Raw genomic sequence first — 23,989 nt, 5'->3', positions numbered from 1 at the left:
CATGTTCAGCCGTGATTTGACTATTGCCAAGTACGACGCCGACCTTTTTGCCGCCATGGAGCAAGAAGCTCAGCGTCAGGAAGAACACATTGAGCTGATCGCTTCGGAAAACTACACCAGCCCAGCGGTGATGGAAGCTCAAGGCTCGGTCCTGACCAACAAGTACGCCGAAGGCTACCCGGGCAAGCGCTACTACGGTGGTTGCGAGTACGTCGACGTGGTCGAGCAACTGGCCATCGACCGTGCCAAGGAACTGTTCGGTGCCGATTACGCCAACGTTCAGCCGCACGCCGGTTCGCAAGCCAACGCTGCCGTGTACCTGGCCCTGCTGTCGGCCGGTGACACCATTCTGGGCATGAGCCTGGCCCACGGTGGTCACCTGACCCACGGCGCCAGCGTTTCCTCCTCGGGCAAGCTGTACAACGCCGTGCAGTACGGCATCGACGCCAACGGCCTGATCGATTACGACGAAGTCGAGCGCCTGGCGGTCGAGCACAAGCCGAAAATGATCGTGGCCGGTTTCTCTGCCTACTCGCAGATCCTCGACTTCCCACGCTTCCGCGCCATCGCGGACAAAGTCGGTGCCTACCTGTTCGTCGACATGGCCCACGTGGCCGGTCTGGTCGCCGCTGGCGTCTATCCGAACCCGGTGCCATTCGCTGATGTCGTCACCACCACCACGCACAAGACCCTGCGCGGCCCACGTGGCGGTCTGATCCTGGCGCGCGCCAACGCCGACATCGAGAAGAAGCTCAACTCCGCAGTATTCCCTGGCGCCCAGGGTGGCCCGCTGGAGCACGTGATCGCCGCCAAGGCGATCTGCTTCAAGGAAGCGCTGCAGCCTGAGTTCAAGGTCTACCAGCAACAAGTGGTGAAAAATGCTCAGGCCATGGCCAGCGTATTCATCGAGCGCGGTTTCGACGTGGTTTCGGGCGGTACTGAAAACCACCTGTTCCTGCTGTCGCTGATCAAGCAGGAAATTTCCGGTAAAGACGCCGACGCCGCGCTGGGCAAAGCGTTCATCACCGTGAACAAGAACTCCGTGCCTAACGATCCACGTTCGCCGTTCGTCACCTCCGGTCTGCGTTTCGGTACTCCGGCAGTGACCACTCGCGGCTTCAAAGAGGCTGAGTGCAAAGAGCTGGCCGGCTGGATCTGCGACATCCTGGCAGACCTGAACAACGAAGCGGTGATCGACGCCGTTCGTGAGAAAGTCAAAGCCATCTGCAAGAAACTGCCGGTATACGGCGCGTAATCGCGACGTCACACCCGCAGCACGAAAAACCGGCCAAGTGATTGGCCGGTTTTTTTTCGCCCGTATTTTTTCAAATGCCTGAACCGCTCAAGAATGGGACTCGGCGCCCAACTGGTCAGACCGGTCATGCCAATTCGTCACTTTTCGCTTGCGATCATGGAAAACCAGCGCCTAGACTGCGCCTGCACTGGACATACCGGTAAGACCACAATAATTAAGTCCTGAATCCGATGCGCCAAGCGTGCGGCAGCCAGGACACCGACCCAGGATTCCTCCCATGCTCAGATGGTGCTCGCGTTCAATCTTCCTCCAAGTGGTTCTCGGACTGATGCTCGGCATCGTCTGCGGGCTGACCCTTCCTGAATACTCGGCCCAGCTCAAACCGCTCGGCGACGGTTTCATCAAACTGATCAAGATGCTTATCGGCCTGATCGTGTTCTGCGTGGTGGTCAGCGGCATCAGTGGCGCGGGCGACCTGAAGAAGGTCGGCCGCATCGGCCTCAAGTCGGTGATCTACTTCGAAGTGCTGACCACTATCGCCCTCGTGATCGGCTTGGTGTTCGCCTTCAGCACCGGCATCGGCAGCGGCGCGAATATTCATCTGGAGCAACTATCCAGCGCCGACATGGGCGACCTCGCCGAGCGCGGCCAGCACATGCACACCACCACGCAATTTCTGATGGACCTGATCCCGACCTCGGTGATCGGTGCCTTCGCCGACAACAACATTCTGCAAGTGCTGCTGTTCTCGGTGCTGTTCGGCAGCGCGCTGAATCTGGTCGGCGAAGCGGCGTCGGGGATCTCGCGACTGATCAACGAACTGAGCCACGTGATCTTCCGCATCATGGGCATGATCGTGCGTCTGGCACCGATCGGCGTGTTCGGCGCCATCGCCTTCACTACCAGCAAATATGGCCTGGATTCGCTGCAGCATCTGGGCAGTCTGGTCGGTTTGTTCTACCTGACCTGTATCGCATTTGTCAGCGTGATTCTTGGTGTGGTGATGCGTGCTTCCGGCCTGCGCATGTGGCCGCTGCTCAAGTACCTGCGCGAAGAACTGTTGATCGTCATGGGCACCGCCTCCTCGGACGCCGTGCTGCCGCAGATCATGCGCAAGCTTGAACACCTGGGCATCGGCAGTTCGACCGTCGGGCTGGTGATTCCGACCGGGTACTCGTTCAACCTCGACGGTTTTTCGATCTACCTGACCCTGGCCATCGTGTTCATCGCCAACGCCACTGGCACACCGTTGGCGATGACCGACCTGCTGACAATTTTGCTGGTGTCGCTGATCACCTCCAAAGGTGCCCACGGCATTCCCGGATCGGCGCTGGTGATTCTGGCGGCAACGCTGACCGCCATTCCGGCGATTCCGGTGGTCGGTCTGGTGCTGGTGCTCGCGGTGGACTGGTTCATGGGCATCGGCCGCGCGCTGACCAACCTGATCGGCAACTGCGTCGCCACCGTCGCCATCGCCCGCTGGGAAAAGGACATCGACGTGCAACGGGCGAACAAAGTGCTCAACGGCGAACAGGGCTATAACTTTCAGCCGAGAAAAACCGTCGCCCAGGCGGCGGCCAAAGAATTTTGATTGATCGCCGTGCCTGCTGACAGGCAGGCACGGCGCAGGAGCCAATACGTGATTACAACTTCAACCGTCGTCAACTCAGTGGTGGAAAAGCTCCGCGCGGCGCTGGCCCGTGGTCAGTGGCGCTGCGGTGAAATGCTGCCGGGCCAGCGTGAACTGGCCGAACAATTGGGTATCAGCCGGCCGAGCCTGCGCGAAGCCGTGATCGTTCTGGAAACCCTTGGCCTGGTGCGCTCGATGCCGGGCAAGGGCGTGGTGGTGCTCGATGCGCAACTGAGCGACAACCCGAACCACGACAGTGCCGTCGCCGGCGCCAGCCTCGAAGACGTGCTGCAACTGCGCTACACCCTCGAGCCGTTCATTGTTGGCCTCGTCGCGCAATCGATCAGCAGCAAGGAAGTCGGACAGTTGCGCCTGACCCTGATGGACATGCGCGAAGCCCTCGAAGCGGGCGACAGCGAAGCCGGGGTCAGCGCCTACATCGCTTTCCACGAGGAGCTGTTCACTCTGACTTCGAACCCGATTTTCCAAAGTGTCGTTCAGCAGACCAGCAACGCGCTCAAGCAAAGCGCCGAAGTGCTGCGCAATTCTCCCGAGCATCTGGCCGAGCGTCTGGAAGAAAACGAAGCGGTGGTCCGCGCGATCCGCAGCAAGAACAGCGCCCAGGCCAGCGCCGAAATGCGTCGGCACATTCTGCGAGAAGGCCGGCGCATGGGCATCGAGCTGAATATCCCGGAAGACAACCTGCCCCACTGAATTTTCTTTTTGGAGACCGGCCATGAACAGTGTCGCCGCAACGCCGCACGCTCACTCTGCAGGCGCCCCCCTGCCCTTCACTCGCCTGCGCGCCGCGGTGGACGATCTGTACCCGCGACTGCTCGAGGCGATTCTGGAGCAGCGGATTACCCCGGCCAGCCGTTTTACCGAGGACAGCCTCAAACAATGGTTCGGTGCCAGCCGGGCCGATGTGCGCCGGGTGCTGACGCAGCTTTCCCATGAGCACATCGTGGTACTGCGGGCCAATCACCGACCACGCATCGCTGCGCCTGATGCGGAGCAGACCCGGCAGGCCTTGCATGCACGTCGGCTGGCTGAAGGCACGTTGGTGCGGCTGGCGTGCCAGCGTCCACAGGCCGACGATGTCAAACGTCTGCGCGGGTTGATCGCGCGCGAGCGTATGGAGGTCGAGCAGGATCGACGCGGGGCGGCGATCCGCTTGGCCGGGGAGTTTCATCTGCAATTGGCACGAATGGCCGGGAATGCACCGTTGGCGCACTTTTTGAGCAGTCTGGTGCCGCTGACGTCGCTCGCGATTGCGCGGAGCGAGGGTTCTTCGCACCGCTGTTGCGCATGGCAGGAACATCTGGCCTTGGTTGAAGCGGTGGAATCCGGGAGAGTCGCTGAAGCCATGATGTTGATGAATCAGCATCTGGATCAGCTTGAGCAGACACTGCTGGGGTCAGACCTTGGACAATATATTGTTGGTTAGATGGCCATTGCGAGCAGGCTCACTCCTACAGGGGAACGCGTTTCAAATGTAGGAGTGAGCCTGCTCGCGATAGCTGCATCACAGGCTCAGAAAATCCGTCAGCCGGCCGCCACTCTGGCAAACCCCGCCCGAATCTTCTCTTCCGGCAAATCATCGGCAATAAATACCATCACACTTTCACGTTTCTCGCCCTCGGCCCATTCGGTGTCCCAGTCGAAACCGTAAAGTTTCAGCACGCCCTGAAACACCAGCCGCCGATCCTCCCCGGCAATGCTCAACACACCTTTGTAACGCAGCAATTGCTTGCCATGCTCCTCCAGCAGTTCGTTCATGAACTCGCTGAGCTGATCGATATCCAGCGCCTGATCGGTGCGTAGCACCAGGCTGGAAATCCGATCGATCGACGGCGCCTGGCCCACCGGACGCAGGCTCAAGCCGCCGCCAGGATCGGCATTCAGGTTAAAGCCGCGCACATCCAGCAGTTCCGCCAGATTGATGTTGCCGTGCTCGACCACACGGATCGGCGCACGGCGGTTGATCCGCGTCAGCCGCTCGCTCAACGCGGTGAAAGTGGCATGGTCAACAAGATCGGTCTTGCTCACCAACAGGCGGTCGGCGAAACCGATCTGCGCCTGGGCGATGGTCTGGCTCAGATGCACGTCGGCATGCGCGGCATCGACCAGGGTAATGATGCCGTCGAGCAGATAACGCTCACGCAGTTCTTCGTCGATGAAAAAGGTCTGGGCCACCGGCGCTGGATCGGCAAGGCCTGTGCATTCGATCACCAGACGATCAAAGGCGATCTCGCCGCCGTCCAGCCGTTCGAGCAGCAAATACAGCGCCTTGGTCAGGTCGGTGTGAATGGTGCAGCAGACGCAGCCGTTGGCCAGGGTCATGACTTGCACTGGCTCGTCGCCGAGCAATTGGCTGTCGATGCCGGCGTCGCTGAATTCGTTTTCGATCACGGCGATTTTCAGGCCGTGCTCGGCTTTCAATAAATGGCGCAGCAAAGTGGTCTTGCCGGCGCCGAGGAAACCGCTGAGTACCGTGACCGGGATGGGAGAGGACAAAACTCGATCTCCTGAAAAGAACACAAAACAAATGTGGGAGCCAGCCTGCTGGCGATGAGGGTGTGTCAGTCGAAATTTCCGTCGACTGACACTCCGCCATCGCTGGCAGGCCAGCTCCCACAGGGGGATTACCTCAACCTGATGCTGTCAGCTCAACAGCACTTCGGCCCACCCTTGCCACCGTAGCGAGCCTCCTGACGTTCACGAAAGAACATCTCGTAGCTCATCACCGGTTTGTCCGGGTGTTTGGTTTGCATATGCTCGACGTAGGTGTCGTAGTCGGGCATGCCGACCATCAGGCGTGCGGCCTGACCGAGGTATTTACCGAGGCGACTCAGGTCATTGAACATGCTGCAATCCTCTGGTTACGCATCCGGCAGGGCCTGGAATGGCGATTCTTTATCCGTACGCTCTTTCTTGCCCCAGGCGGCGATGCCGACCTTGAGCGCATAGAACAGGATGCTGAACACCACGAACAGGAACAGCGCGGTGAGCGTGGCGTTGGTATAGGCGTTGAAGATCACGTGCTGCATCTGCTCGACACTTTTCGCCGGTGCCAGCACCTGACCATTGGCCAGCGCATCGCTGTACTTCTTCGCCAGCGACAGGAAGCCGATCGCCGGGTTGGCGTCGAACAGCTTGATGAAGCCTGCGGTCGTGGTGCAGATCAACAGCCATGTCGCTGGCAGCAGGGTGACCCAGATGTAGCGCTGGCGCTTCATCTTGATCAGAACCACGGTGCCGAGCATCAGCGCGATACCGGCGAGCATCTGGTTGGAAATGCCGAACAGTGGCCACAGGGTGTTGATGCCGCCCAATGGATCGATCACGCCCTGGTACAGCAACCAGCCCCACATCGCCACACAGCCGGCGGTGGCGATCAGGTTGGCGGTCCACGATTCGGTGCGTTTGAGCGCCGGAACGAAGGAGCCGAGCAGGTCCTGCAGCATGAAACGACCGGCACGGGTACCGGCGTCGACTGCGGTCAGAATGAACAGCGCTTCGAACAGAATTGCGAAGTGGTACCAGAACGCCATGGTGTTTTCACCCGGCAGGACACTGTGCAGAATCTGCGCAATACCCACCGCCAGGGTCGGCGCACCGCCGGCACGGGCCAGAATGGTGGTTTCACCGATGTCATGGGCAACCGCTTGCAGCGCTTCAGGGGTGATCGCGAAGCCCCAGCTGGTGACCATCTGCGCCACTGACGCAGCATCACTGCCAACCACGGCGGCCGGGCTGTTCATGGCGAAGTACACGCCCGGCTCGATCACCGAAGCGGCAACCATGGCCATGATTGCCACGAACGATTCCATCAGCATGCCGCCATAACCGATGTAGCGGGCGTTGGTTTCGTTATCCAGCAGCTTCGGCGTGGTACCCGAAGAAATCAGTGCGTGGAAGCCCGATACCGCACCACAGGCGATGGTGATGAACAGGAACGGAAACAGGCCGCCCTTCCACACCGGCCCGGTGCCGTCGACGAACTGGGTCAGTGCCGGCATTTTCAGCTCGGGCATGGTCACCAGAATACCGATCGCCAGCGCGACGATGGTACCGATCTTGAGGAAGGTCGACAGGTAGTCACGCGGCGCGAGAATCAGCCAGACCGGCAGCGACGCGGCGACAAAACCGTAACCGACCAGCATCCAGGTAATCTGCACGCCGGTGAAGGTGAACGCCTTGGCCCATACCGGATCGGCAGCAATCTGCCCACCGAGCCAGATCGAACCGAGCAGCAGCAACACGCCGACCACGGAGATTTCGCCGATGCGGCCCGGGCGGATGTAGCGCATGTAGATGCCCATGAACATCGCGATCGGGATGGTCGCCATCACGGTGAAGATGCCCCATGGGCTTTCCGCCAGTGCCTTGACCACGATCAGCGCCAGCACCGCAAGGATGATGATCATGATCAGGAAGCAGCCGAACAGCGCGATGGTCCCGGGAATCCGGCCCATTTCTTCACGCACCATATCGCCCAGGGAACGGCCGTTGCGTCGGGTCGACATGAACAGGACCATGAAGTCCTGCACCGCGCCCGCCAGCACCACACCGGCAATCAGCCAGAGCGTACCGGGCAGATAGCCCATCTGCGCCGCCAATACCGGGCCGACCAGCGGCCCCGCGCCAGCGATGGCCGCGAAGTGGTGACCGAAAAGAATGTGTTTGTTGGTCGGCACATAGTCCAGACCATCGTTGTTGAGCACGGCGGGGGTGGCCCGACGCGGATCCAGTTGCATCACGTTGTTGGCGATGAACAGACTGTAGTAACGGTACGCAACCAGATAAATGGCCACGGCAGCGACCACAATCCACAAGGCGTTGATCGCCTCGCCGCGGCGCAATGCCACTACGCCCAGGGCGCACGCTCCTACGATTGCCAGCACTAGCCAGGGTAAGTGGCGTAGCAGGCTATTATTATTTTTCATTTTTTTATTCCAGCCAGGGTGGACAAGAAAGACAGCCACCCCGAGTTTAGCGCTAACGGTGCCAAAGGCCATACCCCGACATAGGTCTATCTGAGCCCTTTCGCGCTGGCACGCTCGGACAAGGCGGGTCTATAGTCAGCGAACCTTCGGAGGATTGCGCCATGAACGAGCCTTCAGACAACCGTCGTCGCTTCAAACGTATTGCGTTCGATGCCAGAACCGAGCTGAGCCAAGGCGAGTACATCTGGCCGGTCGAACTGATCGACCTGTCACTCAAGGGATTGTTGATCAAGCGACCGGAGCCGTGGCTCGGCGATCGGGAAAAGGATTTTTTCGTCGACATTCATCTGAGCGATGACGTCGATATCGAGATGGACGTGCAACTGGCCCACGAGGAAAACGGCCATTTGGGGTTCATCTGCCGACATATCAGCCTGGAGTCGATCCAGCGCTTGCGGCGGCTGATCGAGCTGAACCTGGCGGATGAGGCCGAGCTCGAGCGCGAATTGGGCGCCCTGATCGAAATCTAGAAGCCACAATTGAACCTTGTGGGAGCTGGCTTGCCAGCGATAGCGGTTTCTGACGCAACGAAATTGGTGAATGTCAGAATGCAATCGCGGGCAAGCCCGCTCCCACAGGTCATTTGTTGGCTCGATTTATTCAAACAATGCGTCGAGGGCCTGTTCGAGGCGGGTCACAGCAATAATCTGCAAGCCTGCCGGCGATTCTTTCGGCGCGTTGCCCTTGGGCACGATCGCGCGTTTGAAACCATGCTTGGCCGCTTCCTTCAAGCGCTCCTGCCCGCTCGGCACCGGGCGTACTTCACCGGACAGACCGACCTCGCCAAATACCAACAGATCATGCGGCAACGGCCGGTTGCGCAAGCTCGACATGACTGCCGCCATCAGCGCCAGATCGGAAGCGGTTTCCAGCACCTTGACCCCGCCGACCACATTGAGGAATACATCCTGATCGTGGGTCGGAATGCCGCCGTGGCGGTGCAGAACCGCTAGCAACATCGCCAACCGGTTCTGATCCAGACCCAGCGTCACCCGACGCGGATTGGCCAGATGGCTGTCATCCACCAGCGCCTGCACTTCCACCAGCATTGGCCGGGTGCCTTCCCACGTCGCCATGACCACGCTGCCCGGGACTTCTTCCTGGGCGCGCGTGAGGAAAATCGCCGAAGGGTTGGAGACTTCCTTCAAACCCTTGTCGGTCATGCCGAACACGCCCAGCTCGTTGACCGCGCCGAAACGGTTTTTCACCGCACGCAACAAGCGCAGGCGCCCATCGGATTCGCCTTCGAAATACAGCACGGTATCGACCATGTGCTCAAGCACACGGGGACCGGCCAATGCGCCTTCCTTGGTGACGTGGCCGACGAGGAAAATCGCCGTACCGCTCTGCTTGGCGTAACGCACCAGCAGCGCCGCACTTTCGCGCACCTGGGAAACGCCGCCGGGTGCCGATTGCAGTTGTTCGGTGAAAATCGTCTGGATCGAGTCGATCACCATCACCTTGGGTTTTTCCTGGCGGGCGGTGGCGATGATGGTTTCGATGCAGGTTTCGGTCATCACGCGTAGCTGGTCCTGCGGCAAGCCGAGACGGCGGGCGCGCATCGCCACTTGCTGCTGGGATTCTTCACCGGTGACGTACAGCGCCGGCATGCTCTTGGCGAGGTTGCACAGGGTTTGCAGCAGAATCGTCGACTTGCCAATGCCAGGATCACCGCCGATCAGCACCACCGAACCGTCGACCAGACCGCCGCCGAGCACGCGATCGAGCTCACCGGAGGCGGTGGAAAAACGCGGGATTTCTTCAACGCTGACTTCGGCCAGGGTCTTGATCTGCGCTTGTTGCCCGGCCCAACCGGTGCGCCCGGTCGGTGCCGTGGCGCCGCCGCTTTCGATCATGGTTTCGGTCAGCGTGTTCCAGGCGCCGCATTCACCGCACTGGCCGGCCCACTTGGGAAAGGTTGCGCCGCACTCGGTGCAGCCGTACATGCGCTTGGCCTTGGCCATCAGAACCCCCGACAAAAACCGCGATGATAACCCACAGGCCCGCGATCAGCGCGGCGCCGACGTACGGATTTCGCCGCTGGCCAGACGTGCGGCGCTGTTGCCCAGCGGGTCTTCGGCGTTCAGGTCGGCGCCCTTGGCTTTCAGCGCATCGAGCAGTTCCAGACGCTTGAACAAGCCGGCATACATCGCCGCTGTCTGCCCAGCGCCGTTACGTTGATCGGGGCTGCAATCGGTGGCCATCAAGCGCCGGGCGATCTGTACTTCACCCTTGAAGATCGCGCCCATCAGCGCCGTGTTGCCGCGCTGATCCTGGGCACAGGCGTCGGCGCCGGCCGCAAGCAAGCGCTCCACGGCAGGCGCTTGACCGTGATAAGCCGCGAGGATCAGCGCGGTGTATCCCTTGCCGTCGCGGGTGTCGAGGGAATAGCCCGATTCGATGAACGTCTCGAGCATCGGCACATCCCCGCGCCGCGCGGCGTCGAAATAGTAGTCGCGCAATTGTGCCTGGATCGCCTCGGGACTCTGGTCGATCGGTGCCGCCCAAGCGGTGAGCGACAGGCACGCGGCCAACAGGAAAAGACAGGTTCGCATCAGCAGTCTCCTTGAACGGAACGGGGCCTGATGCAGGCCCCGCAGGTGTTACTGCACTATTAGTCGACCAGTTTCGCTGCCAGGGCCTTGACCCGGCTCAAGTCACCCTTGGCCACTTGCGTCACGCCGGTGCCGTATTCCGGATCGGCCTTGTACAGGAACGACAGAATGATGTGCTTGCTCTCGTCATCGGTGGTGGCCAGCGAGCCGCCGAAGCTGTCGATCAGGTCGCGACGTTCCTGCTTGCTGTACGAGCGATACAGATCGCCAGCCTGCTTGAAGTTCTGCTCACGCTGGATCTTCGCTTGCTGAGTGCTGCCCGACAGCGCCAGTTGGCTGTAACGCGCACTCGACGTCTCTTCACGCGGTTGCAGACGGCTAGGCTGGTAGTTAACGCCGCTGTTGCTGGCGCCAAAGTTCATCGCACCGTCCTGATTGCCATTATTCACCGCAACTTTCGGCGCGTTGATTGGCAGTTGCAGGGCATTGGCGCCCAGGCGATACATTTGCGTATCGGCGTAGGAGAACACTCGGCCCTGCAATAAACGGTCTTCGGAAGGTTCGATACCCGGAACCACATTAGCCGGAGCCATCGCAACTTGTTCGGTTTCCTGGAAGACATTCGCCGGATTACGGTTCAAAACCATTTGTCCAACTTTTCGTTCAGGAATACCCGGCCAGATCTTTGTCGCGTCCAATGGATCAAAATCAAACTTGGACAAATCCTGCGGTTTCAGAACTTGAACGTACAAGTCCCATTTTGGGAAGTTGCCTTTATTGATATTGCTCACCAAGTCATTGGTCATATGACTGTAATCCTGACCCTGAACTTTCGCGACTTGTTCTGGCGTCAGATTATTGAGCCCTTGCAAGCTCTTCCAGTGAAACTTGACGTAGTGAACTTCGCCTTTGGCGTTGACCAACTTATAGGCGTGAACACCGTTGCCATCCATCTGCCGATAACTGGCCGGTGTGCCCGCGTTCGAATACAACTCGGTCAACGTACGAGTAGCTTCCGGTACATGGGAGAAAAAGTCGAAGCGGCGCGAATCGTCGTCCAGGTTGGTCCGCGGATCAGGCTTGAACGCGTGGACCATGTCGGGAAACTTGATCGCATCGCGAATGAAGAAAGTGGGGAAGTTGTTGCCCACCAAGTCCCAGTTACCGTCAGTGGTGTAGAACTTGGTGGCGAAACCGCGTGGGTCACGCAAGGTTTCCGGGGAGTGATTGCCATGCACCACCGCCGAGAAACGCACGAATACCGGTGTGGTCTGGCCAGAGGCAAACACCTTGGCCTTGCTCAGGTCGCTGAGGTCGTTAGTCACCGTGAACGTACCGTGAGCACCGGTACCGCGGGCGTGAACCACGCGCTCGGGAATGCGCTCGCGATCAAAACGCTGCAGTTTCTGGATCAGTTGCACGTCCTGCAGCAGTACCGGGCCGGTGGCGCCAGCCGTCTGCGAATTCTGATTATCACCCACGGCAGCGCCGTTATCGCGTGTCAGTGGCGCTGCAGTTACGGAGAAACTCAACAGGCTGGCGGTGAGTACACCAAACGTGTGACGACGGGGAAAAGCCCCCAGTCCAAATGCGGAAGTCATATCAGGATCCTCTGGTTGTTTTGGGGCGCATCCAGGTGCGCCATCCCAAGGCTAGAGGCCTGCGACGAGGAACATAAATAGAAAGAACGTAACGCCGTGATTGAGAAAAATGGCTTCCCGCTCAGCGATTTACGCGCTATTTCGCGCGCGATTGCTGGCACTTTGCAAACTAATCGTCTAATGATGTGTCGATAAAAACGGGGGTTGTAAGAATGTGTTTCGCGCAGGACGCGTTTCGCTGATTTACACTTCACCAAACTCATCTGTAACAAGGAAATAACTATGGGCGTGCTTAGCGAGTTCAAGGCCTTCGCGGTCAAAGGCAATGTGGTCGACATGGCCGTCGGTATCATCATCGGTGCGGCGTTTGGCAAGATTGTTTCGTCGTTTGTCGGCGACGTGATCATGCCGCCAATCGGCCTGTTGATCGGCGGGGTGGACTTCAGTGATCTGGCCATCACGCTCAAGGCCGCCGAGGGCAACACGCCCGCAGTGATGCTGGCTTATGGCAAATTCATCCAGACGGTGCTGGACTTCATCATTGTCGCTTTCGCTATCTTCATGGGGGTCAAAGCCATCAACCGTCTCAAGCGCGAAGAGGCCGTGGCACCGACCGCACCGCCGATCCCGAGCAAGGAAGAGCAACTGCTGGGCGAAATCCGCGACCTGCTCAAGGCGCAGAACGAGCGGTCCTGAGTCATCAGTTCGAATAAATACGGCACCTGCGGGTGCCGTTTTCGTTACCAGTAATTTTCCACGGCGACCTGGCCGGGCCGGCGCGTCAGGCTCAGGCGCATGTCCCGTTGTTTAAGCAGCACGCGGGTCTCATCGATCATCTGTGGATTGCCGCACAACATGACCCGTGAATGCACCGCCGACAGCTCCACGCCCGCCGCTCGCTCCAGTTCACCGTTTTCGATCAGCGTGGTAATGCGCCCGTGCAGCGTTCCCGGGTGCGCCTCGCGCGTCACCGTCGCGATGAACTGCAATTTGTGCGCATATTCGCTGAGGTAGTCGCGTTGGTTAAGACCGGCAATCAGTTCCTGATAAGCCAGCTCGCAGGCCTCGCGCACGCTGTAGACCAGAATGATGCGCTCGAATTTTTCCCAGACTTCGAAGTCCTGCAGAATTGACAGAAACGGTGCCACCCCCGTACCCGTCGATAACAGCCAGAGATCGCGGCCATCAACGAAACGATCAAGGGTCAGGTAGCCGAATGCCTGGCGCTCAACCAGCAACGTGTCGCCCACCTGCAGCCGGCTCAGTTCGCTGGTGAACTCCCCGCCCGGGACGACGATGGAGAAGAACTCGAGAAACTCGTCAAACGGCGACGACACCATCGAGTAGGCGCGCCAGACAGTGCTGCCATCGGCCTTGGTCACACCGAGGCGGGCGAACTGCCCTGCGCGGAAACGGAACCCGGCATCACGAGTGGTACGCAGGGTAAACAGGTTCGGGGTCAGCGGTTTGACATCGAGCAAGGTTTGCGTGGTGAACTTATCTGCGCTGGCGGTCATGGGGTACTCCATTGAACGGTTGCTGCCAGTCTCGCCCAAAAAGACACGGTTAAACACCGACGATTGATAATGGTATTGATCCCGTACCGAACCAGAGATTCATTTGAAAGGGATCACGGCGGTCAGAATTGGAGCAATTACTTCAAATGACAACTTCAATGTAATACAGAAATGTATCAAGAACGCTTTATCCAAATATATTACTGTTCAATACCGAAAAAATTTATAGCTCAGTGTATGAAACGTCCTACACTTCGATTCGTGCCGGATCTTTTGGATCCAGTCGCGCACCCCGTAGCGTCATGGAGCGTTTCCCAATGGAAACATGGAAGGAATCACAACTGAAACAATTGACGTTTGCCAAGGGCATCGATGCTGCTTATCCGATACTGCTGCGATTCGCCGAAAATCTCGGATTCAATTTTTGTGCGATTTCAGTTGTTCCATTAAACCGCGACATGCAGCTAAAGCCCTTGCAGATCAATAACTATCCTAAAGAATGGAACAGTGAATATGAACAAAACAGTTACATTAAAACAGACCCGTTGATATCACACTGCAATCATTCCATGTCCCCCATAGTCTGGACTGAGTCGCTGTTTACAGAGTCCCACGACATATGGTTAGGCTTGCAAAAACATGGATTGCAGAATGGCTGGTCGCAGTCGTTTCATCATGAATCGAGTGGTTTGTGCAGCATTATCAGCCTGGCGCGCAGACACTGCTCCATCAGCCCATTGGAGCTGTATGAGCATTTTGGCTATATGTTTTACGCCAGCAGCCACTTGAGCGAGCTGTTCGCCCGGACCCTGCCGGCAGAAGCGCTCAAGCCCCGTCACCCTCAGCTCTCCACGCGAGAACTGCAGGTTCTGGAACTGTCAGCCATTGGCAAGACCGCCTATGAAATCTCGAAAATCCTGTGCCTCAGCGAACGCACCGTGAATTACCACGTGCGGAACCTGATCATAAAGCTCAACGTCTGCAACAAGATTTCCGCTGTTATCGCAGCCGCCAGAGCCGGCATCATCTGATCGGTCAGCCTCGCGTTCCTTGTAAACACACGGGTAATGCCAAACAAATAAACGTAACATTCGTAACCTTCCTGAGTGATGACGCCAGCAGAACGCGTTGCCTTACACTCGGTCGGTTCCGCCGCACATCCCAGGGCTGCGGAATATCCGTTGATCACCCTGAGTCTCGCCCATGCCTTTGCTTGAAACGCCCTTCGCCCACCTCGACCTGATCCGCCAGCCCGAACAGCAGAACGAACCGCTGCAAGCTTTCGATGCCGCTGATGAATACCTGCTCAACCATCTCGCAGCGCAGCAACCGACGGTCGACACCCGCGTGCTGGTGCTCAACGACAGTTTCGGCGCGCTGGCTGTCAGTCTGCTCGGCAAGGTCAAGGTCAGCAGCAGCGGCGACTCGTTTCTCGGCTTTCAAGCGCTGGAGAAAAACCTGCTGCGCAACGGCCAGGCGTTCGATGCGGTGCGCGGTATCCCGGCGAGCGAGCCTTTGGTCGGGCCATTCGACCGGGTCCTGATTCGTGTGCCGAAAACCCTCGCGCTGCTGGAAGAGCAGTTGATCCGCCTGCAAGGGCAATTGGCGCCCGGCGCCGAAGTAATCGCCGCAGCGATGGTCAAACACCTGCCGCGTGCCGCCGGTGACCTGCTTGAGCGTTATATTGGTCCGGTGCAGGCCTCCCTGGCGGTGAAAAAGGCCCGCCTGCTGATTGCCACACCTGAAGCCAGAACCGCGGCTGTCTCGTCCTACCCTACACGCTATCGCCTCGACGAGCCGCCAATCGAATTGCTTAACCACGCCAATGTGTTCTGCCGCGAAGGTCTGGACATCGGCACCCGGGCCTTCCTCCCGCATTTGCCGAAAAACCTCGGCCAGGTCCGAGTCGCCGATCTGGGTTGTGGCAACGGCGTGCTGGCCATCGCCAGTGCTTTGCAAAACCCCGATGCGCATTACACGCTGGTCGACGAGTCATTCATGGCGGTGCAATCGGCCCTGGAAAACTGGCGGGCCGCGCTGGGTGATCGCGAGGTGATCGTGCGTGCCGCCGATGGCCTGGCCGGGCAAGAGTCGCAGTCGCTGGACGTAGTGTTGTGCAACCCGCCGTTCCATCAACAGCAGGTGGTCGGCGATTTCCTCGCCTGGCGCATGTTCCAGCAGGCGCGCGAAGCGCTGGTGGTTGGCGGTGCGCTGTACATCGTCGGCAACCGCCATCTGGGCTACCACAGCAAACTGGCGCGGTTGTTCCGCGGCGTCGAGCAAGTCGCGGCCACACCGAAGTTCGTCATCCTCAAAGCACGCAAATAAACCCGCAGGCGAAAAAAACCCTCCGCAAGGAGGGTTGGCAAATCCGTACCCGAAGGCGCCGGGGCGGGATGATTTCAGTGTGTGGTCAGGCCTGCTGCGTTCATGAACATACGCATCAGGCTGGCGGCGATAAACAGCACACCCACGCTACCGACCCAGATCAGGGCCAGCCAGCCGAGCCGCTGCCACAGCGGCTTCTTCTCGGCTTCTTCAATGTCGTGCAGGGAATGTTTGCCGGTCATTGCATTGATCTCCGTTAAGCCAAGGCGTCACTGCGGACGCCTTCGCGAGCATGCTCGCTCCCACAAGAGAAGCCCAGCAGCACACTAGTGATAACCGTCTTCATGGGTCACCTTGCCGCGGAACACGTAGTAGCTCCAGAAGGTGTAACCCAGGATGAACGGAATGATGAACAGCGTGCCCACCAGCATGAAGCCCTGACTTTGCGGCGGTGCCGCGGCGTCCCAGATCGAGATCGATGGCGGCACGATGTTCGGCCACAGGCTGATGCCCAGACCGCTGTAGCCCAGGAAGATCAGCACCAGCGTCAGCAGAAACGGCGTGTAGTTGGCGTTACGCGCCACGGCCCGGATCAAGCCATACAGGGTGACCAGCACCAGAATCGGCACCGGCATGAACCAGAACAGATTGGGCATGCTGAACCAGCGCGAAGCGATTTCCGGATGCGACAACGGCGTCCACAGACTGACAATCCCGATCACCGCCAGCAGCACGAAGGCCAATGGCCGCGCCAGATCGTGCATCTGCTCTTGGAGCTTGCCTTCGGTCTTCATGATCAGCCAGGTGCAGCCGAGCAAGGCATAGGCGACCACCAGGGCGGCGCCGCAGAACAGGGTGAACGGTGTCAGCCAGTCCATCGAACCGCCGGCGAACTGCCGATTGACCACCGGCAAGCCGTCGATGAACGCCCCCAGCGCCACGCCCTGAAAGAACGTCGCCGCGATCGAGCCACCGATGAACGCCTTGTCCCACAGATGACGTTTTTCATCCTTGGCCTTGAAGCGGAACTCGAATGCCACGCCGCGAAAGATCAGCCCCATCAGCATGAAGATCAGCGGCAGGTACAGCGCTGACAACACCACCGAATACGCCAGCGGAAACGCGCCGAATAATGCGGCGCCGCCGAGTACCAGCCAGGTTTCGTTACCGTCCCAGACCGGGGCGACGGTGTTCATCATCACGTCACGGTCGGTCTTGCCCGGAACGAACGGGAAGAGAATCCCGATGCCCAGGTCGAAACCGTCCATGACCACGTACATCATGATGCCGAAGATGATGATCACGGCCCAGATCAGCGGAAGATCAATACCCATGGCTCAAATCTCCTTGGTCAAGCGAGTGTCGTCTTCGTGTTCGCCTTCGCCGGGATCGTCGGCAGCGGACAACGGACGCGCCGGGGTGCGCTTCTTGCCCGGACCACCGTCCGGCGTATCGGTGCCCTCGCTGAGCTTCGGACCTTTGCGCACCAGGCGCATCATGTAGCCGAGGCCCGCACCGAACAGGGCGAAATACACCACCACGAACATGACCAAGGTGATGCTCATCTGCAGGAAGCTATGGTTGGAGGACGCGTCCGCGGTGCGCATCAAGCCGTAGACCACCCAAGGCTGGCGGCCGATTTCAGTGGTGAACCAGCCAGCCAGAATCGCGATCAGGCCGGACGGGCCCATCCACAGTGCCAGATGCAGGAATGGCCGCGAGGTATACAGCGAGTCACGCTTGCGCAGCCACAAACTCCACAGACCGGTGAAGATCATCAGGAAGCCGAGGCCCACCATGACCCGGAACGACCAGAACACGACGGTCGAATTCGGCCGGTCTTCTGGCGGAAACTCCTTGAGTGCCGGCACTTGCTTGTCCAGCGAGTGGGTCAGGATCAGGCTGCCAAGGTAGGGAATCTCCACGGCAAATTTGGTGCGTTCTTCTTTCATGTCCGGCCAGCCGAACAGGATCAGCGGCGTCGCTTCGTCACCGTGGTTTTCCCAGTGACCTTCAATGGCTGCGATTTTCGCCGGTTGATGCTTGAGCGTATTCAGACCATGGAAGTCGCCGATGACTGCCTGGATCGGCGCAACGATCAGCGCCATCCACATGGCCATCGAGAGCATGGTGCGAATCGCAGGATTGTCCCGGCCGCGCAGCAAATGCCAGGCCGCTGACGAGCCGACAAAGAAAGCCGTAGCGATGAACGCCGCAGTCGCCATGTGCAGCAGGCGATACGGGAACGAAGGGTTGAAGACGATGGCCAGCCAGTCGGTCGGGATCACCTGACCGTTAACGATCTCGAAGCCCTGCGGGGTTTGCATCCAGCTGTTGGAGGCGAGAATCCAGAACGTCGAGATCAGCGTGCCGATCGCTACCATCACCGTGGAGAAAAAGTGCAACCCGCGCCCGACCTTGTTCCAGCCGAACAGCATGACGCCGAGGAAACCGGCCTCAAGGAAAAATGCCGTGAGCACCTCATAGGTCAGCAACGGCCCAGTGACGGCACCGGCGAAATCCGAGAAGCGACTCCAGTTGGTGCCGAACTGGTAGGCCATGACCAGACCGGAGACCACGCCCATGCCGAAGTTGACAGCAAAGATCTTCGACCAGAAGTGGTAAAGGTCACGGTAGGTATCGTTTCGAGTCTTCAGCCACAGACCTTCGAGCACCGCCAGGTAACTCGCCAGGCCAATGGTGATGGCCGGGAACAGAATGTGGAACGAGATGGTGAACGCGAACTGAATTCGGGCGAGATCGAGAGCCTCTAAACCGAACATATGGCTTCCTCTGTCAGGTAATACGGGTGGCAGACCCGGAGGCCTGCACCACTGCCCCCACGGATATGGAGTGCGGCGAATTCGGATTCGTTCTTTTTTTACAGCCATCGCAACGCAGGGAGTCTGGCCAACTGGCCGTCAGATCAAACCCTTGTGAGGTGTTGATCTGGATCAAGCAACGTTAAAAGAGTAGTCCCATTTTTGCCGTTGAACGGCGTGGTCGTTTGCCGCGTGACAAGTTGCCTCAGCGCGTTGGCAAGGCATTTGCCCAGTGGCGTCGCAGGCTCACTGGGACAACTCGATGTCTGGCTAAGTAAATTTTTCACCAGTAGCAACTTCCTGTTACAGACTGGTGATAATCTCGCGTTTCTTCTCAAGCCAGACCTGCCTTCAGATGCCCAGCCAAGAGCCCCTGCTGTTACGTCACCATCGTCCGTTTCTGGCTTTCTGGTTTGCGCGGATTTTCACCGCCAGCGGTTTTCAGATGCTCACCGTGGCGATTGGCTGGAATCTTTATCAATTGACCGGCAACGTCCTCGACCTGGGCCTGGTCGGTCTGGTGGAATTCGCTCCACGCGTGCTGTTCATGCTGCACACCGGGCATGTCGCCGATCGCTATGACCGACGCAAGGTCGCTGCGCTATGTCAGTCGCTGCAGGCAATGATCGCCCTCGCACTGGCAATCAGCAGCGCCACCGATCAGGTCACCCGCGAAATGATCTTCATCCTCGCATTCCTCCTCGGCGCGGCGCGTTCGTTCGAGATGCCGACCACCCAGGCATTGCTGCCGAGCATCGTGCCCAGCGCGCTGTTTCCTCGGGCCGTGGCGGCAGCGCAGTCGGCGCAACAGTCGGCAACGATCATCGCGCCAGCCCTCGGCGGCTTGCTCTACGCGTTCGGCAGCGTCTGGGTCTACGGCCCGACCGTGCTGCTCTACGTGATTGCCTGCACGTTGATGTTGAATCTGCCCGCACGACAAACGCCGCTGAACAAGGGCAAAGCCACGCTGGATTCGTTGCTCGCAGGCATTCGCTTCATCCGCAGCCGCCAGGACATTCTCGGGGCGATTTCGCTGGACCTGTTTGCGGTGTTGCTCGGCGGCGCCACGGCGCTGTTGCCGGTATTCGCCAAGGACATTCTCCTGACCGGCCCGTGGGGCCTGGGCCTGCTGCGATCGGCACCGGCGGTCGGCGCCCTGGCGATGTCGCTGTTCCTCGCGCGGTTTGCCGTGGAACGCAATGTCGGCCGCGTGATGTTCACCGCCGTCGGCGTGTTCGGCGTCGCGACTATCGCCTTCGGCCTGTCGACTTCGTTCTGGTTCTCGCTGGCGGTGCTGGTGGTGCTCGGCGCGGCGGATATGATCAGCATGGTCATCCGCGCCTCCTTCGTACAACTGGAAACCCCCGACGAAATGCGCGGCCGGGTCAGCGCGGTCAACGGCCTGTTCATCGGTGCCTCGAACCAGCTCGGCGAATTCGAATCCGGCCTCACCGCCCACTGGTTCGGCACCGTACCGGCCGTGGTGATGGGCGGGATCGGTACGCTGGTGGTAACCGGAACGTGGATCAAACTGTTCCCGACCTTGGCGAATCGGGACCGGATGCATGTGCCGGTGGAAGAGACGAAGGTCTGACGTTGCTCAGGCTTGAAGCTCCGCGGCCACTTTCGCCCGCAATCCCTTGCCACCAAGCTGCTCGACCAGCGTCAGGGCGAACTCCAATGCGGCGCCGGAGCCCTGTGCAGTGATGCAGTTGCCGTCGACCACCACCGGTTGGTCAACGAACGTACAACCCGACAACTGATGGCTGGCGCCGGGCAGGCAGGTCATGCGGCGTTGGCGCAGCACGCCGAAGGCTTGCAGGGCGACGGCGGGGGATTCGCCGATGGCGGCGAACAGGCGTCCGGCGCTGGCCTGATCCTTGAGCGACTGTTGCAAGGGTTGATGCGCCGCCAGATGCTGTGAGCCGACGGCGCCGCCGGGCAGGACAATCAGATCGAAGCTTTGCGCCAATACATCGACCAGCATGCCGTCGGCGGTCAGGCGCGTACCGCGAGCGCAGGTGAGCATGCGCCGGCCTTCGACGCTGGCTGCGACCACTTCGATTTCGGCGCGACGCAGCACGTCGATCAATGTGACGCTTTGCAGATCATCGATGCCCTCGGCGAGGGTAATCAGCACTCTTGAAGTCATGGGCGTTATCCACAGGGTGATCCTTCAAGCGTAGTCAGCTTCCCACGGACCGCGCAGCGCCAGCCGTTACTTGATGTAAAGCTGGGTCGACATCGTATTGCGCGGTGCGTTGATCGAGGTGTTGCTGAAGCTGAAGGTGCCTTCCTGTTTGCCGGCCAGATCGAAGGTATACAGCGAACCGACGGTTTTGCGCCCGGGCGTGCATTCAGTCAGATTGCCGTTATCGAAGGCACACACCGGGGAACGGCTGCCGTTGACTTCGAATCCGTCCAGCGTGGCGTGCGGCTGGTTCTGGCCGTAACCGACTTCCAGCACATAGACCTTGATGCTCGGCCCGCTGTGATTGCATTGGGTTTGCGGCTGGTTATCGGCGATGTCTTCCAGGCCACAGCTCGGCGATTGCACCTTGATGACTTTTACCTGCGTCAACGCTGCCGCCGAAGCAGCCCATGTTGCTGGCGCCCCAGCCATCAGCACCACCATTAACCCCAAACCTGCCACCGCGCCCTTGCTCATGCGTCGCTCACCCGGAAAAATTCAGCGCGCAGTATGGCGCAGTTGGCCGCACCGCAAAACTTCGCCGACGATCGACACCGACAACCGCCATATTGCTCACGCTGCTGGTATGATGCGCGGCTTTTTCCGGCCCAGCACAATTTTCCAGGCGCTTGCGACGGTCTGTGCTTTGCTGTTGAGGTCGATACATTCACGGCGCCACGCGCGCCACGGGGAGCAGACATGCTGGAAAGGCTGTTTCAACTCAAGGCACACAACACCAACGTGCGCACCGAGATTCTCGCGGGCATCACCACGTTTCTGGCCATGGCCTACATTCTGTTCGTCAATCCGAGCATTCTCGGCGAGACCGGCATGGACAAGGGTGCGGTGTTCGTTGCCACCTGTCTGGCGGCCGCTATCGGCTCGACCGTCATGGGCCTGATCGCCAACTACCCGATCGCCCTCGCACCGGGCATGGGCTTGAATGCTTTCTTTACTTACACCGTGGTCCTGCACATGGGTCACACCTGGCAAGTGGCACTGGGCGCGGTGTTCATCTCCGCCGTGCTGTTTTTCCTGCTGTCGATCTTCCGCATCCGTGAGTGGATCATCAACAGCATCCCGCTGCCGCTGCGTTCGGCGATTGCGGCCGGTATCGGCCTGTTCCTCGCGTTGATCGCCCTGCACAACGCCGGCATCGTTGTCAGCAACCCGGCGACCATGGTCGGCCTCGGCGACCTGAAAGCCCCGGCACCGATTCTCGCCACCCTCGGCTTCGCCCTGATCGTCGGGCTCGAAGCGTTGAAAGTGCGCGGCGCAGTGCTGATCGGTATTCTCGCGGTGACCATCGTGTCGATCGCCATGGGCTTCACGCCGTTCGGCGGCGTCACCTCGATGCCACCTTCGCTGGCCCCGACGTTCCTGCAACTGGACATCAAAGGCGCACTGGACATCGGTCTGGTCAGCGTGATCTTCGCCTTCCTGTTCGTCGACCTGTTCGACAACTCCGGCACCCTGATCGGCGTCGCCAAGCGCGCCGGCCTGATGGGCAAGGACGGCCACATGCCGAAAATGGGCCGTGCACTGATCGCTGACAGCACCGCGGCCATGGCCGGTTCGCTGCTGGGCACCTCGACCACCACCAGCTACATCGAGTCCGCAGCTGGCGTGAGTGCCGGTGGCCGCACGGGCCTGACCGCCATCGTCGTGGCGATTCTGTTTCTGCTGGCGCTGTTCTTCTCGCCACTGGCGGCCAGCGTTCCGGCATTCGCCACCGCACCGGCACTGCTGTTCGTCGCCGTGCTGATGACTTCGGGCCTGGCGGAAATAGACTGGGACGACATCACCGTCGCCGCGCCGGTCGTGGTCACCGCGCTGGCCATGCCGTTCACTTACTCGATCGCCAACGGCATCGCGTTCGGCTTCATTTCCTGGACCGTGATCAAGCTGCTGTCGGGCCGCGCCCGCGAGCTGAACCCGGCGCTGGTGATCCTGTCGATTCTGTTCGTGATCAAGTTGGGTTGGTTCAACGCATGACTTTCGATTCCCAGGCTTACGCCGAACAACTTCAAGCCAAAGTCACGCGTTTGCGTGACCTGCTGGCGCCGTTCGATGCTCCCGAGCCGGCGGTGTTCGATTCGCCGCTGCAGAACTTCCGCCTGCGCGCCGAATTCCGTCTGTGGCGCGAGGCCGGTGAACGGCACTACGCGATGTTTTCCCAGGACGACAAACGCACGCCGATCCTCATCGAAGAATTCCCGATCGCCAGCCTGCGCATCAACCAGTTGATGCCGCAACTGAAGGCGGCGTGGCAGGCCAGTTCTGCGCTGAGCCACAAGCTGTTTCAGGTGGAATTCCTCACCACGCTGTCCGGCGACGCGATGATCACCCTGTGTTATCACCGCCCGCTGGATGAACACTGGCATGCCGCTGCAACGCAGTTGTCGGCGGATCTGGGCGTCAGCATCATCGGCCGTTCGAAGGGCAAACGCGAAGTCCTGGGCCTCGATTACGTGGTCGAAAAGCTCGACGTCGGAGGCCGCACCTTCAGCTATCGTCAGCCGGAAGGCGCGTTCACTCAGCCCAACGGCACGGTGAACCAGAAGATGCTCAACTGGGCGTACGAAGCGCTGGGCGACCGCACTGACGATCTGCTGGAGCTGTACTGCGGCAACGGCAACTTCACCCTGCCGCTCGCCACTCGCGTGCGTAAAGTGCTGGCCACTGAAATCAGCAAGACCTCGGTCAACGCCGCGTTAAGCAACCTCAGCGAAAACGCTGTGGATAACGTCACTCTGGTGCGCTTGTCCGCCGAGGAACTGACCGAAGCCCTCAACGAAGTGCGCCCGTTCCGCCGCCTGCACGGCATCGACCTGAAAAGCTACGAGTTCGGCAGCGTCTTCGTCGACCCGCCACGCGCCGGCATGGACCCGGACACCTGCGAGCTGACCCGGCGCTTCGACAACATCCTGTACATCTCCTGCAACCCGGAAACCCTGGCCGCCAACATCGCCCAGCTGCACGACACGCACCGAATCACCCGCTGCGCGTTGTTCGACCAGTTCCCGTGGACCCATCACATGGAGTCGGGTGTGTTGCTGACCCGCCGTTGAGGCCAATACC

23 protein-coding genes are annotated in these 23,989 nt (G+C 59.8%); 11 read left to right on the top strand and 12 right to left on the bottom strand.

All coding sequences use genetic code 11. The features are described from left to right. The first annotated feature begins 1 nt into the window (after window position 1). From glyA to BLU24_RS05490, 4 genes are all read left to right on the top strand, one after another. A complete protein-coding gene (gene glyA / locus BLU24_RS05505; protein ID WP_090286474.1) occupies window positions 2-1,255 on the top strand; it encodes a serine hydroxymethyltransferase in 1,254 nt (417 codons plus the stop codon). 277 nt (window positions 1,256-1,532) lie between these two features. Beyond that, complete coding sequence (locus BLU24_RS05500; RefSeq protein WP_093098169.1) at window positions 1,533-2,846, top strand: C4-dicarboxylate transporter DctA; 1,314 nt, start codon at window positions 1,533-1,535, stop codon at window positions 2,844-2,846. 48 nt (window positions 2,847-2,894) lie between these two features. Beyond that, window positions 2,895-3,599, top strand: a complete 705-nt coding sequence (locus BLU24_RS05495) for a FadR/GntR family transcriptional regulator (RefSeq protein WP_090286478.1) — start codon at window positions 2,895-2,897, stop codon at window positions 3,597-3,599. A gap of 22 nt (window positions 3,600-3,621) precedes the next feature. Then, window positions 3,622-4,332, top strand: coding sequence for a GntR family transcriptional regulator (locus tag BLU24_RS05490; protein WP_093098167.1), 711 nt, complete (start codon window positions 3,622-3,624; stop codon window positions 4,330-4,332). Window positions 4,333-4,430: 98 nt separating this feature from the next. On the opposite strand, the gene yjiA is transcribed toward BLU24_RS05490, so the two are convergent. From yjiA to BLU24_RS05475, 3 genes are all read right to left on the bottom strand, one after another. Further along, window positions 4,431-5,402 carry a GTPase gene (gene yjiA, locus BLU24_RS05485; RefSeq protein WP_093098164.1) on the bottom strand — a complete coding sequence of 324 codons (972 nt, stop codon included), beginning with the start codon at window positions 5,400-5,402 and terminating at the stop codon, window positions 4,431-4,433. Between the two features lie 152 nt (window positions 5,403-5,554). Then, window positions 5,555-5,752: a YbdD/YjiX family protein gene (locus tag BLU24_RS05480; RefSeq protein ID WP_003228401.1), complete on the bottom strand. Its 198-nt coding sequence runs from the start codon at window positions 5,750-5,752 to the stop codon at window positions 5,555-5,557. A 15-nt stretch (window positions 5,753-5,767) separates the two neighbouring features. Beyond that, a complete protein-coding gene (locus BLU24_RS05475; protein WP_041477781.1) occupies window positions 5,768-7,834 on the bottom strand; it encodes a carbon starvation CstA family protein in 2,067 nt (688 codons plus the stop codon). A 161-nt stretch (window positions 7,835-7,995) separates the two neighbouring features. Between BLU24_RS05475 and BLU24_RS05470 the strand changes: the two genes are divergently transcribed. Then, window positions 7,996-8,364, top strand: a complete 369-nt coding sequence (locus BLU24_RS05470; RefSeq protein WP_093098162.1) for a PilZ domain-containing protein — start codon at window positions 7,996-7,998, stop codon at window positions 8,362-8,364. Window positions 8,365-8,490: 126 nt separating this feature from the next. Here BLU24_RS05470 and radA read toward each other — a convergent pair whose 3' ends face one another. The 3 genes from radA to katB are packed head-to-tail and all read right to left on the bottom strand — an operon-like array spanning window position 8,491 to window position 12,050. Beyond that, on the bottom strand, window positions 8,491-9,858 hold the full coding sequence (radA, locus tag BLU24_RS05465; protein WP_090286486.1) for a DNA repair protein RadA: 1,368 nt from the start codon (window positions 9,856-9,858) through the stop codon (window positions 8,491-8,493). A gap of 45 nt (window positions 9,859-9,903) precedes the next feature. Next, window positions 9,904-10,449: an ankyrin repeat domain-containing protein gene (locus BLU24_RS05460; RefSeq protein ID WP_093098160.1), complete on the bottom strand. Its 546-nt coding sequence runs from the start codon at window positions 10,447-10,449 to the stop codon at window positions 9,904-9,906. Window positions 10,450-10,508: 59 nt separating this feature from the next. Next, a complete protein-coding gene (gene katB / locus BLU24_RS05455) occupies window positions 10,509-12,050 on the bottom strand; it encodes a catalase KatB (RefSeq protein ID WP_093098158.1) in 1,542 nt (513 codons plus the stop codon). A 282-nt stretch (window positions 12,051-12,332) separates the two neighbouring features. Here katB and mscL point away from each other — a divergent pair, with 282 nt between their 5' ends. Then, window positions 12,333-12,746: a large-conductance mechanosensitive channel protein MscL gene (gene mscL, locus BLU24_RS05450; protein WP_090286492.1), complete on the top strand. Its 414-nt coding sequence runs from the start codon at window positions 12,333-12,335 to the stop codon at window positions 12,744-12,746. 44 nt (window positions 12,747-12,790) lie between these two features. Here the strand turns inward: mscL and BLU24_RS05445 are convergent, their stop codons facing one another. Further along, window positions 12,791-13,567 carry a ferredoxin--NADP reductase gene (locus BLU24_RS05445; RefSeq protein ID WP_093098155.1) on the bottom strand — a complete coding sequence of 259 codons (777 nt, stop codon included), beginning with the start codon at window positions 13,565-13,567 and terminating at the stop codon, window positions 12,791-12,793. A 317-nt stretch (window positions 13,568-13,884) separates the two neighbouring features. Here BLU24_RS05445 and BLU24_RS27735 point away from each other — a divergent pair, with 317 nt between their 5' ends. Both BLU24_RS27735 and BLU24_RS05430 read left to right on the top strand, forming a co-directional pair. After that, window positions 13,885-14,598, top strand: coding sequence for an autoinducer binding domain-containing protein (locus tag BLU24_RS27735; RefSeq protein ID WP_172833240.1), 714 nt, complete (start codon window positions 13,885-13,887; stop codon window positions 14,596-14,598). Between the two features lie 172 nt (window positions 14,599-14,770). Further along, the gene (locus BLU24_RS05430; RefSeq protein ID WP_093098149.1) at window positions 14,771-15,895 is read left to right on the top strand and encodes a methyltransferase; all 1,125 of its coding nucleotides are present in this window, start codon (window positions 14,771-14,773) and stop codon (window positions 15,893-15,895) included. Between the two features lie 74 nt (window positions 15,896-15,969). Here BLU24_RS05430 and BLU24_RS05425 read toward each other — a convergent pair whose 3' ends face one another. From BLU24_RS05425 to BLU24_RS05415, 3 genes are all read right to left on the bottom strand, one after another. Continuing rightward, on the bottom strand, window positions 15,970-16,137 hold the full coding sequence (locus BLU24_RS05425; RefSeq protein ID WP_016773090.1) for a DUF2474 domain-containing protein: 168 nt from the start codon (window positions 16,135-16,137) through the stop codon (window positions 15,970-15,972). A gap of 84 nt (window positions 16,138-16,221) precedes the next feature. Next, the gene (gene cydB, locus BLU24_RS05420; RefSeq protein ID WP_090286500.1) at window positions 16,222-17,229 is read right to left on the bottom strand and encodes a cytochrome d ubiquinol oxidase subunit II; all 1,008 of its coding nucleotides are present in this window, start codon (window positions 17,227-17,229) and stop codon (window positions 16,222-16,224) included. A 3-nt stretch (window positions 17,230-17,232) separates the two neighbouring features. Further along, window positions 17,233-18,678, bottom strand: a complete 1,446-nt coding sequence (locus tag BLU24_RS05415) for a cytochrome ubiquinol oxidase subunit I (protein ID WP_093098146.1) — start codon at window positions 18,676-18,678, stop codon at window positions 17,233-17,235. 394 nt (window positions 18,679-19,072) lie between these two features. Between BLU24_RS05415 and BLU24_RS05410 the strand changes: the two genes are divergently transcribed. Beyond that, a complete protein-coding gene (locus tag BLU24_RS05410) occupies window positions 19,073-20,311 on the top strand; it encodes an MFS transporter (RefSeq protein ID WP_093098143.1) in 1,239 nt (412 codons plus the stop codon). 6 nt (window positions 20,312-20,317) lie between these two features. Here BLU24_RS05410 and BLU24_RS05405 read toward each other — a convergent pair whose 3' ends face one another. Beyond that, complete coding sequence (locus BLU24_RS05405; protein WP_093098140.1) at window positions 20,318-20,869, bottom strand: DJ-1 family glyoxalase III; 552 nt, start codon at window positions 20,867-20,869, stop codon at window positions 20,318-20,320. A gap of 66 nt (window positions 20,870-20,935) precedes the next feature. After that, window positions 20,936-21,385, bottom strand: a complete 450-nt coding sequence (locus BLU24_RS05400; protein ID WP_093098137.1) for a DUF4879 domain-containing protein — start codon at window positions 21,383-21,385, stop codon at window positions 20,936-20,938. Between the two features lie 222 nt (window positions 21,386-21,607). On the opposite strand from BLU24_RS05400, the gene BLU24_RS05395 reads away from it, so the two are divergent. Both BLU24_RS05395 and trmA read left to right on the top strand, forming a co-directional pair. Beyond that, window positions 21,608-22,903 carry an NCS2 family permease gene (locus BLU24_RS05395; RefSeq protein ID WP_090286510.1) on the top strand — a complete coding sequence of 432 codons (1,296 nt, stop codon included), beginning with the start codon at window positions 21,608-21,610 and terminating at the stop codon, window positions 22,901-22,903. Next, complete coding sequence (trmA, locus tag BLU24_RS05390) at window positions 22,900-23,979, top strand: tRNA (uridine(54)-C5)-methyltransferase TrmA (protein ID WP_093098134.1); 1,080 nt, start codon at window positions 22,900-22,902, stop codon at window positions 23,977-23,979. Before BLU24_RS05395 ends, trmA begins: the two co-directional genes overlap by 4 nt. The last annotated feature ends 10 nt before the right edge of the window (window positions 23,980-23,989 follow it).

Source organism: Pseudomonas sp. Z003-0.4C(8344-21) (genome assembly GCF_900104975.1).
GTDB classification, from domain to species: domain Bacteria; phylum Pseudomonadota; class Gammaproteobacteria; order Pseudomonadales; family Pseudomonadaceae; genus Aquipseudomonas; species Aquipseudomonas granadensis.
Note: the sequence above shows the minus strand (reverse complement) of the source record. Positions and strands in the feature narration are given on the sequence as shown.

Bases quoted from the DNA above. Each gene is read 5' to 3' on its own strand.
- glyA (WP_090286474.1), top strand. From the start codon at position 2: ATGTTCAGCCGTGATTTGACTATTGCCAAGTACGACGCCGACCTTTTT.
- BLU24_RS05500 (WP_093098169.1), top strand. From the start codon at position 1,533: ATGCTCAGATGGTGCTCGCGTTCAATCTTCCTCCAAGTGGTTCTCGGA.
- BLU24_RS05490 (WP_093098167.1), top strand. From the start codon at position 3,622: ATGAACAGTGTCGCCGCAACGCCGCACGCTCACTCTGCAGGCGCCCCC.
- BLU24_RS05480 (WP_003228401.1), bottom strand. From the start codon at position 5,752: ATGTTCAATGACCTGAGTCGCCTCGGTAAATACCTCGGTCAGGCCGCA.
- BLU24_RS05475 (WP_041477781.1), bottom strand. From the start codon at position 7,834: ATGAAAAATAATAATAGCCTGCTACGCCACTTACCCTGGCTAGTGCTG.
- BLU24_RS05470 (WP_093098162.1), top strand. From the start codon at position 7,996: ATGAACGAGCCTTCAGACAACCGTCGTCGCTTCAAACGTATTGCGTTC.
- radA (WP_090286486.1), bottom strand. From the start codon at position 9,858: ATGGCCAAGGCCAAGCGCATGTACGGCTGCACCGAGTGCGGCGCAACC.
- BLU24_RS05460 (WP_093098160.1), bottom strand. From the start codon at position 10,449: ATGCGAACCTGTCTTTTCCTGTTGGCCGCGTGCCTGTCGCTCACCGCT.
- katB (WP_093098158.1), bottom strand. From the start codon at position 12,050: ATGACTTCCGCATTTGGACTGGGGGCTTTTCCCCGTCGTCACACGTTT.
- mscL (WP_090286492.1), top strand. From the start codon at position 12,333: ATGGGCGTGCTTAGCGAGTTCAAGGCCTTCGCGGTCAAAGGCAATGTG.
- BLU24_RS05445 (WP_093098155.1), bottom strand. From the start codon at position 13,567: ATGACCGCCAGCGCAGATAAGTTCACCACGCAAACCTTGCTCGATGTC.
- BLU24_RS27735 (WP_172833240.1), top strand. From the start codon at position 13,885: ATGGAAACATGGAAGGAATCACAACTGAAACAATTGACGTTTGCCAAG.
- BLU24_RS05430 (WP_093098149.1), top strand. From the start codon at position 14,771: ATGCCTTTGCTTGAAACGCCCTTCGCCCACCTCGACCTGATCCGCCAG.
- BLU24_RS05425 (WP_016773090.1), bottom strand. From the start codon at position 16,137: ATGACCGGCAAACATTCCCTGCACGACATTGAAGAAGCCGAGAAGAAG.
- cydB (WP_090286500.1), bottom strand. From the start codon at position 17,229: ATGGGTATTGATCTTCCGCTGATCTGGGCCGTGATCATCATCTTCGGC.
- BLU24_RS05415 (WP_093098146.1), bottom strand. From the start codon at position 18,678: ATGTTCGGTTTAGAGGCTCTCGATCTCGCCCGAATTCAGTTCGCGTTC.
- BLU24_RS05410 (WP_093098143.1), top strand. From the start codon at position 19,073: ATGCCCAGCCAAGAGCCCCTGCTGTTACGTCACCATCGTCCGTTTCTG.
- BLU24_RS05405 (WP_093098140.1), bottom strand. From the start codon at position 20,869: ATGACTTCAAGAGTGCTGATTACCCTCGCCGAGGGCATCGATGATCTG.
- BLU24_RS05400 (WP_093098137.1), bottom strand. From the start codon at position 21,385: ATGAGCAAGGGCGCGGTGGCAGGTTTGGGGTTAATGGTGGTGCTGATG.
- BLU24_RS05395 (WP_090286510.1), top strand. From the start codon at position 21,608: ATGCTGGAAAGGCTGTTTCAACTCAAGGCACACAACACCAACGTGCGC.
- trmA (WP_093098134.1), top strand. From the start codon at position 22,900: ATGACTTTCGATTCCCAGGCTTACGCCGAACAACTTCAAGCCAAAGTC.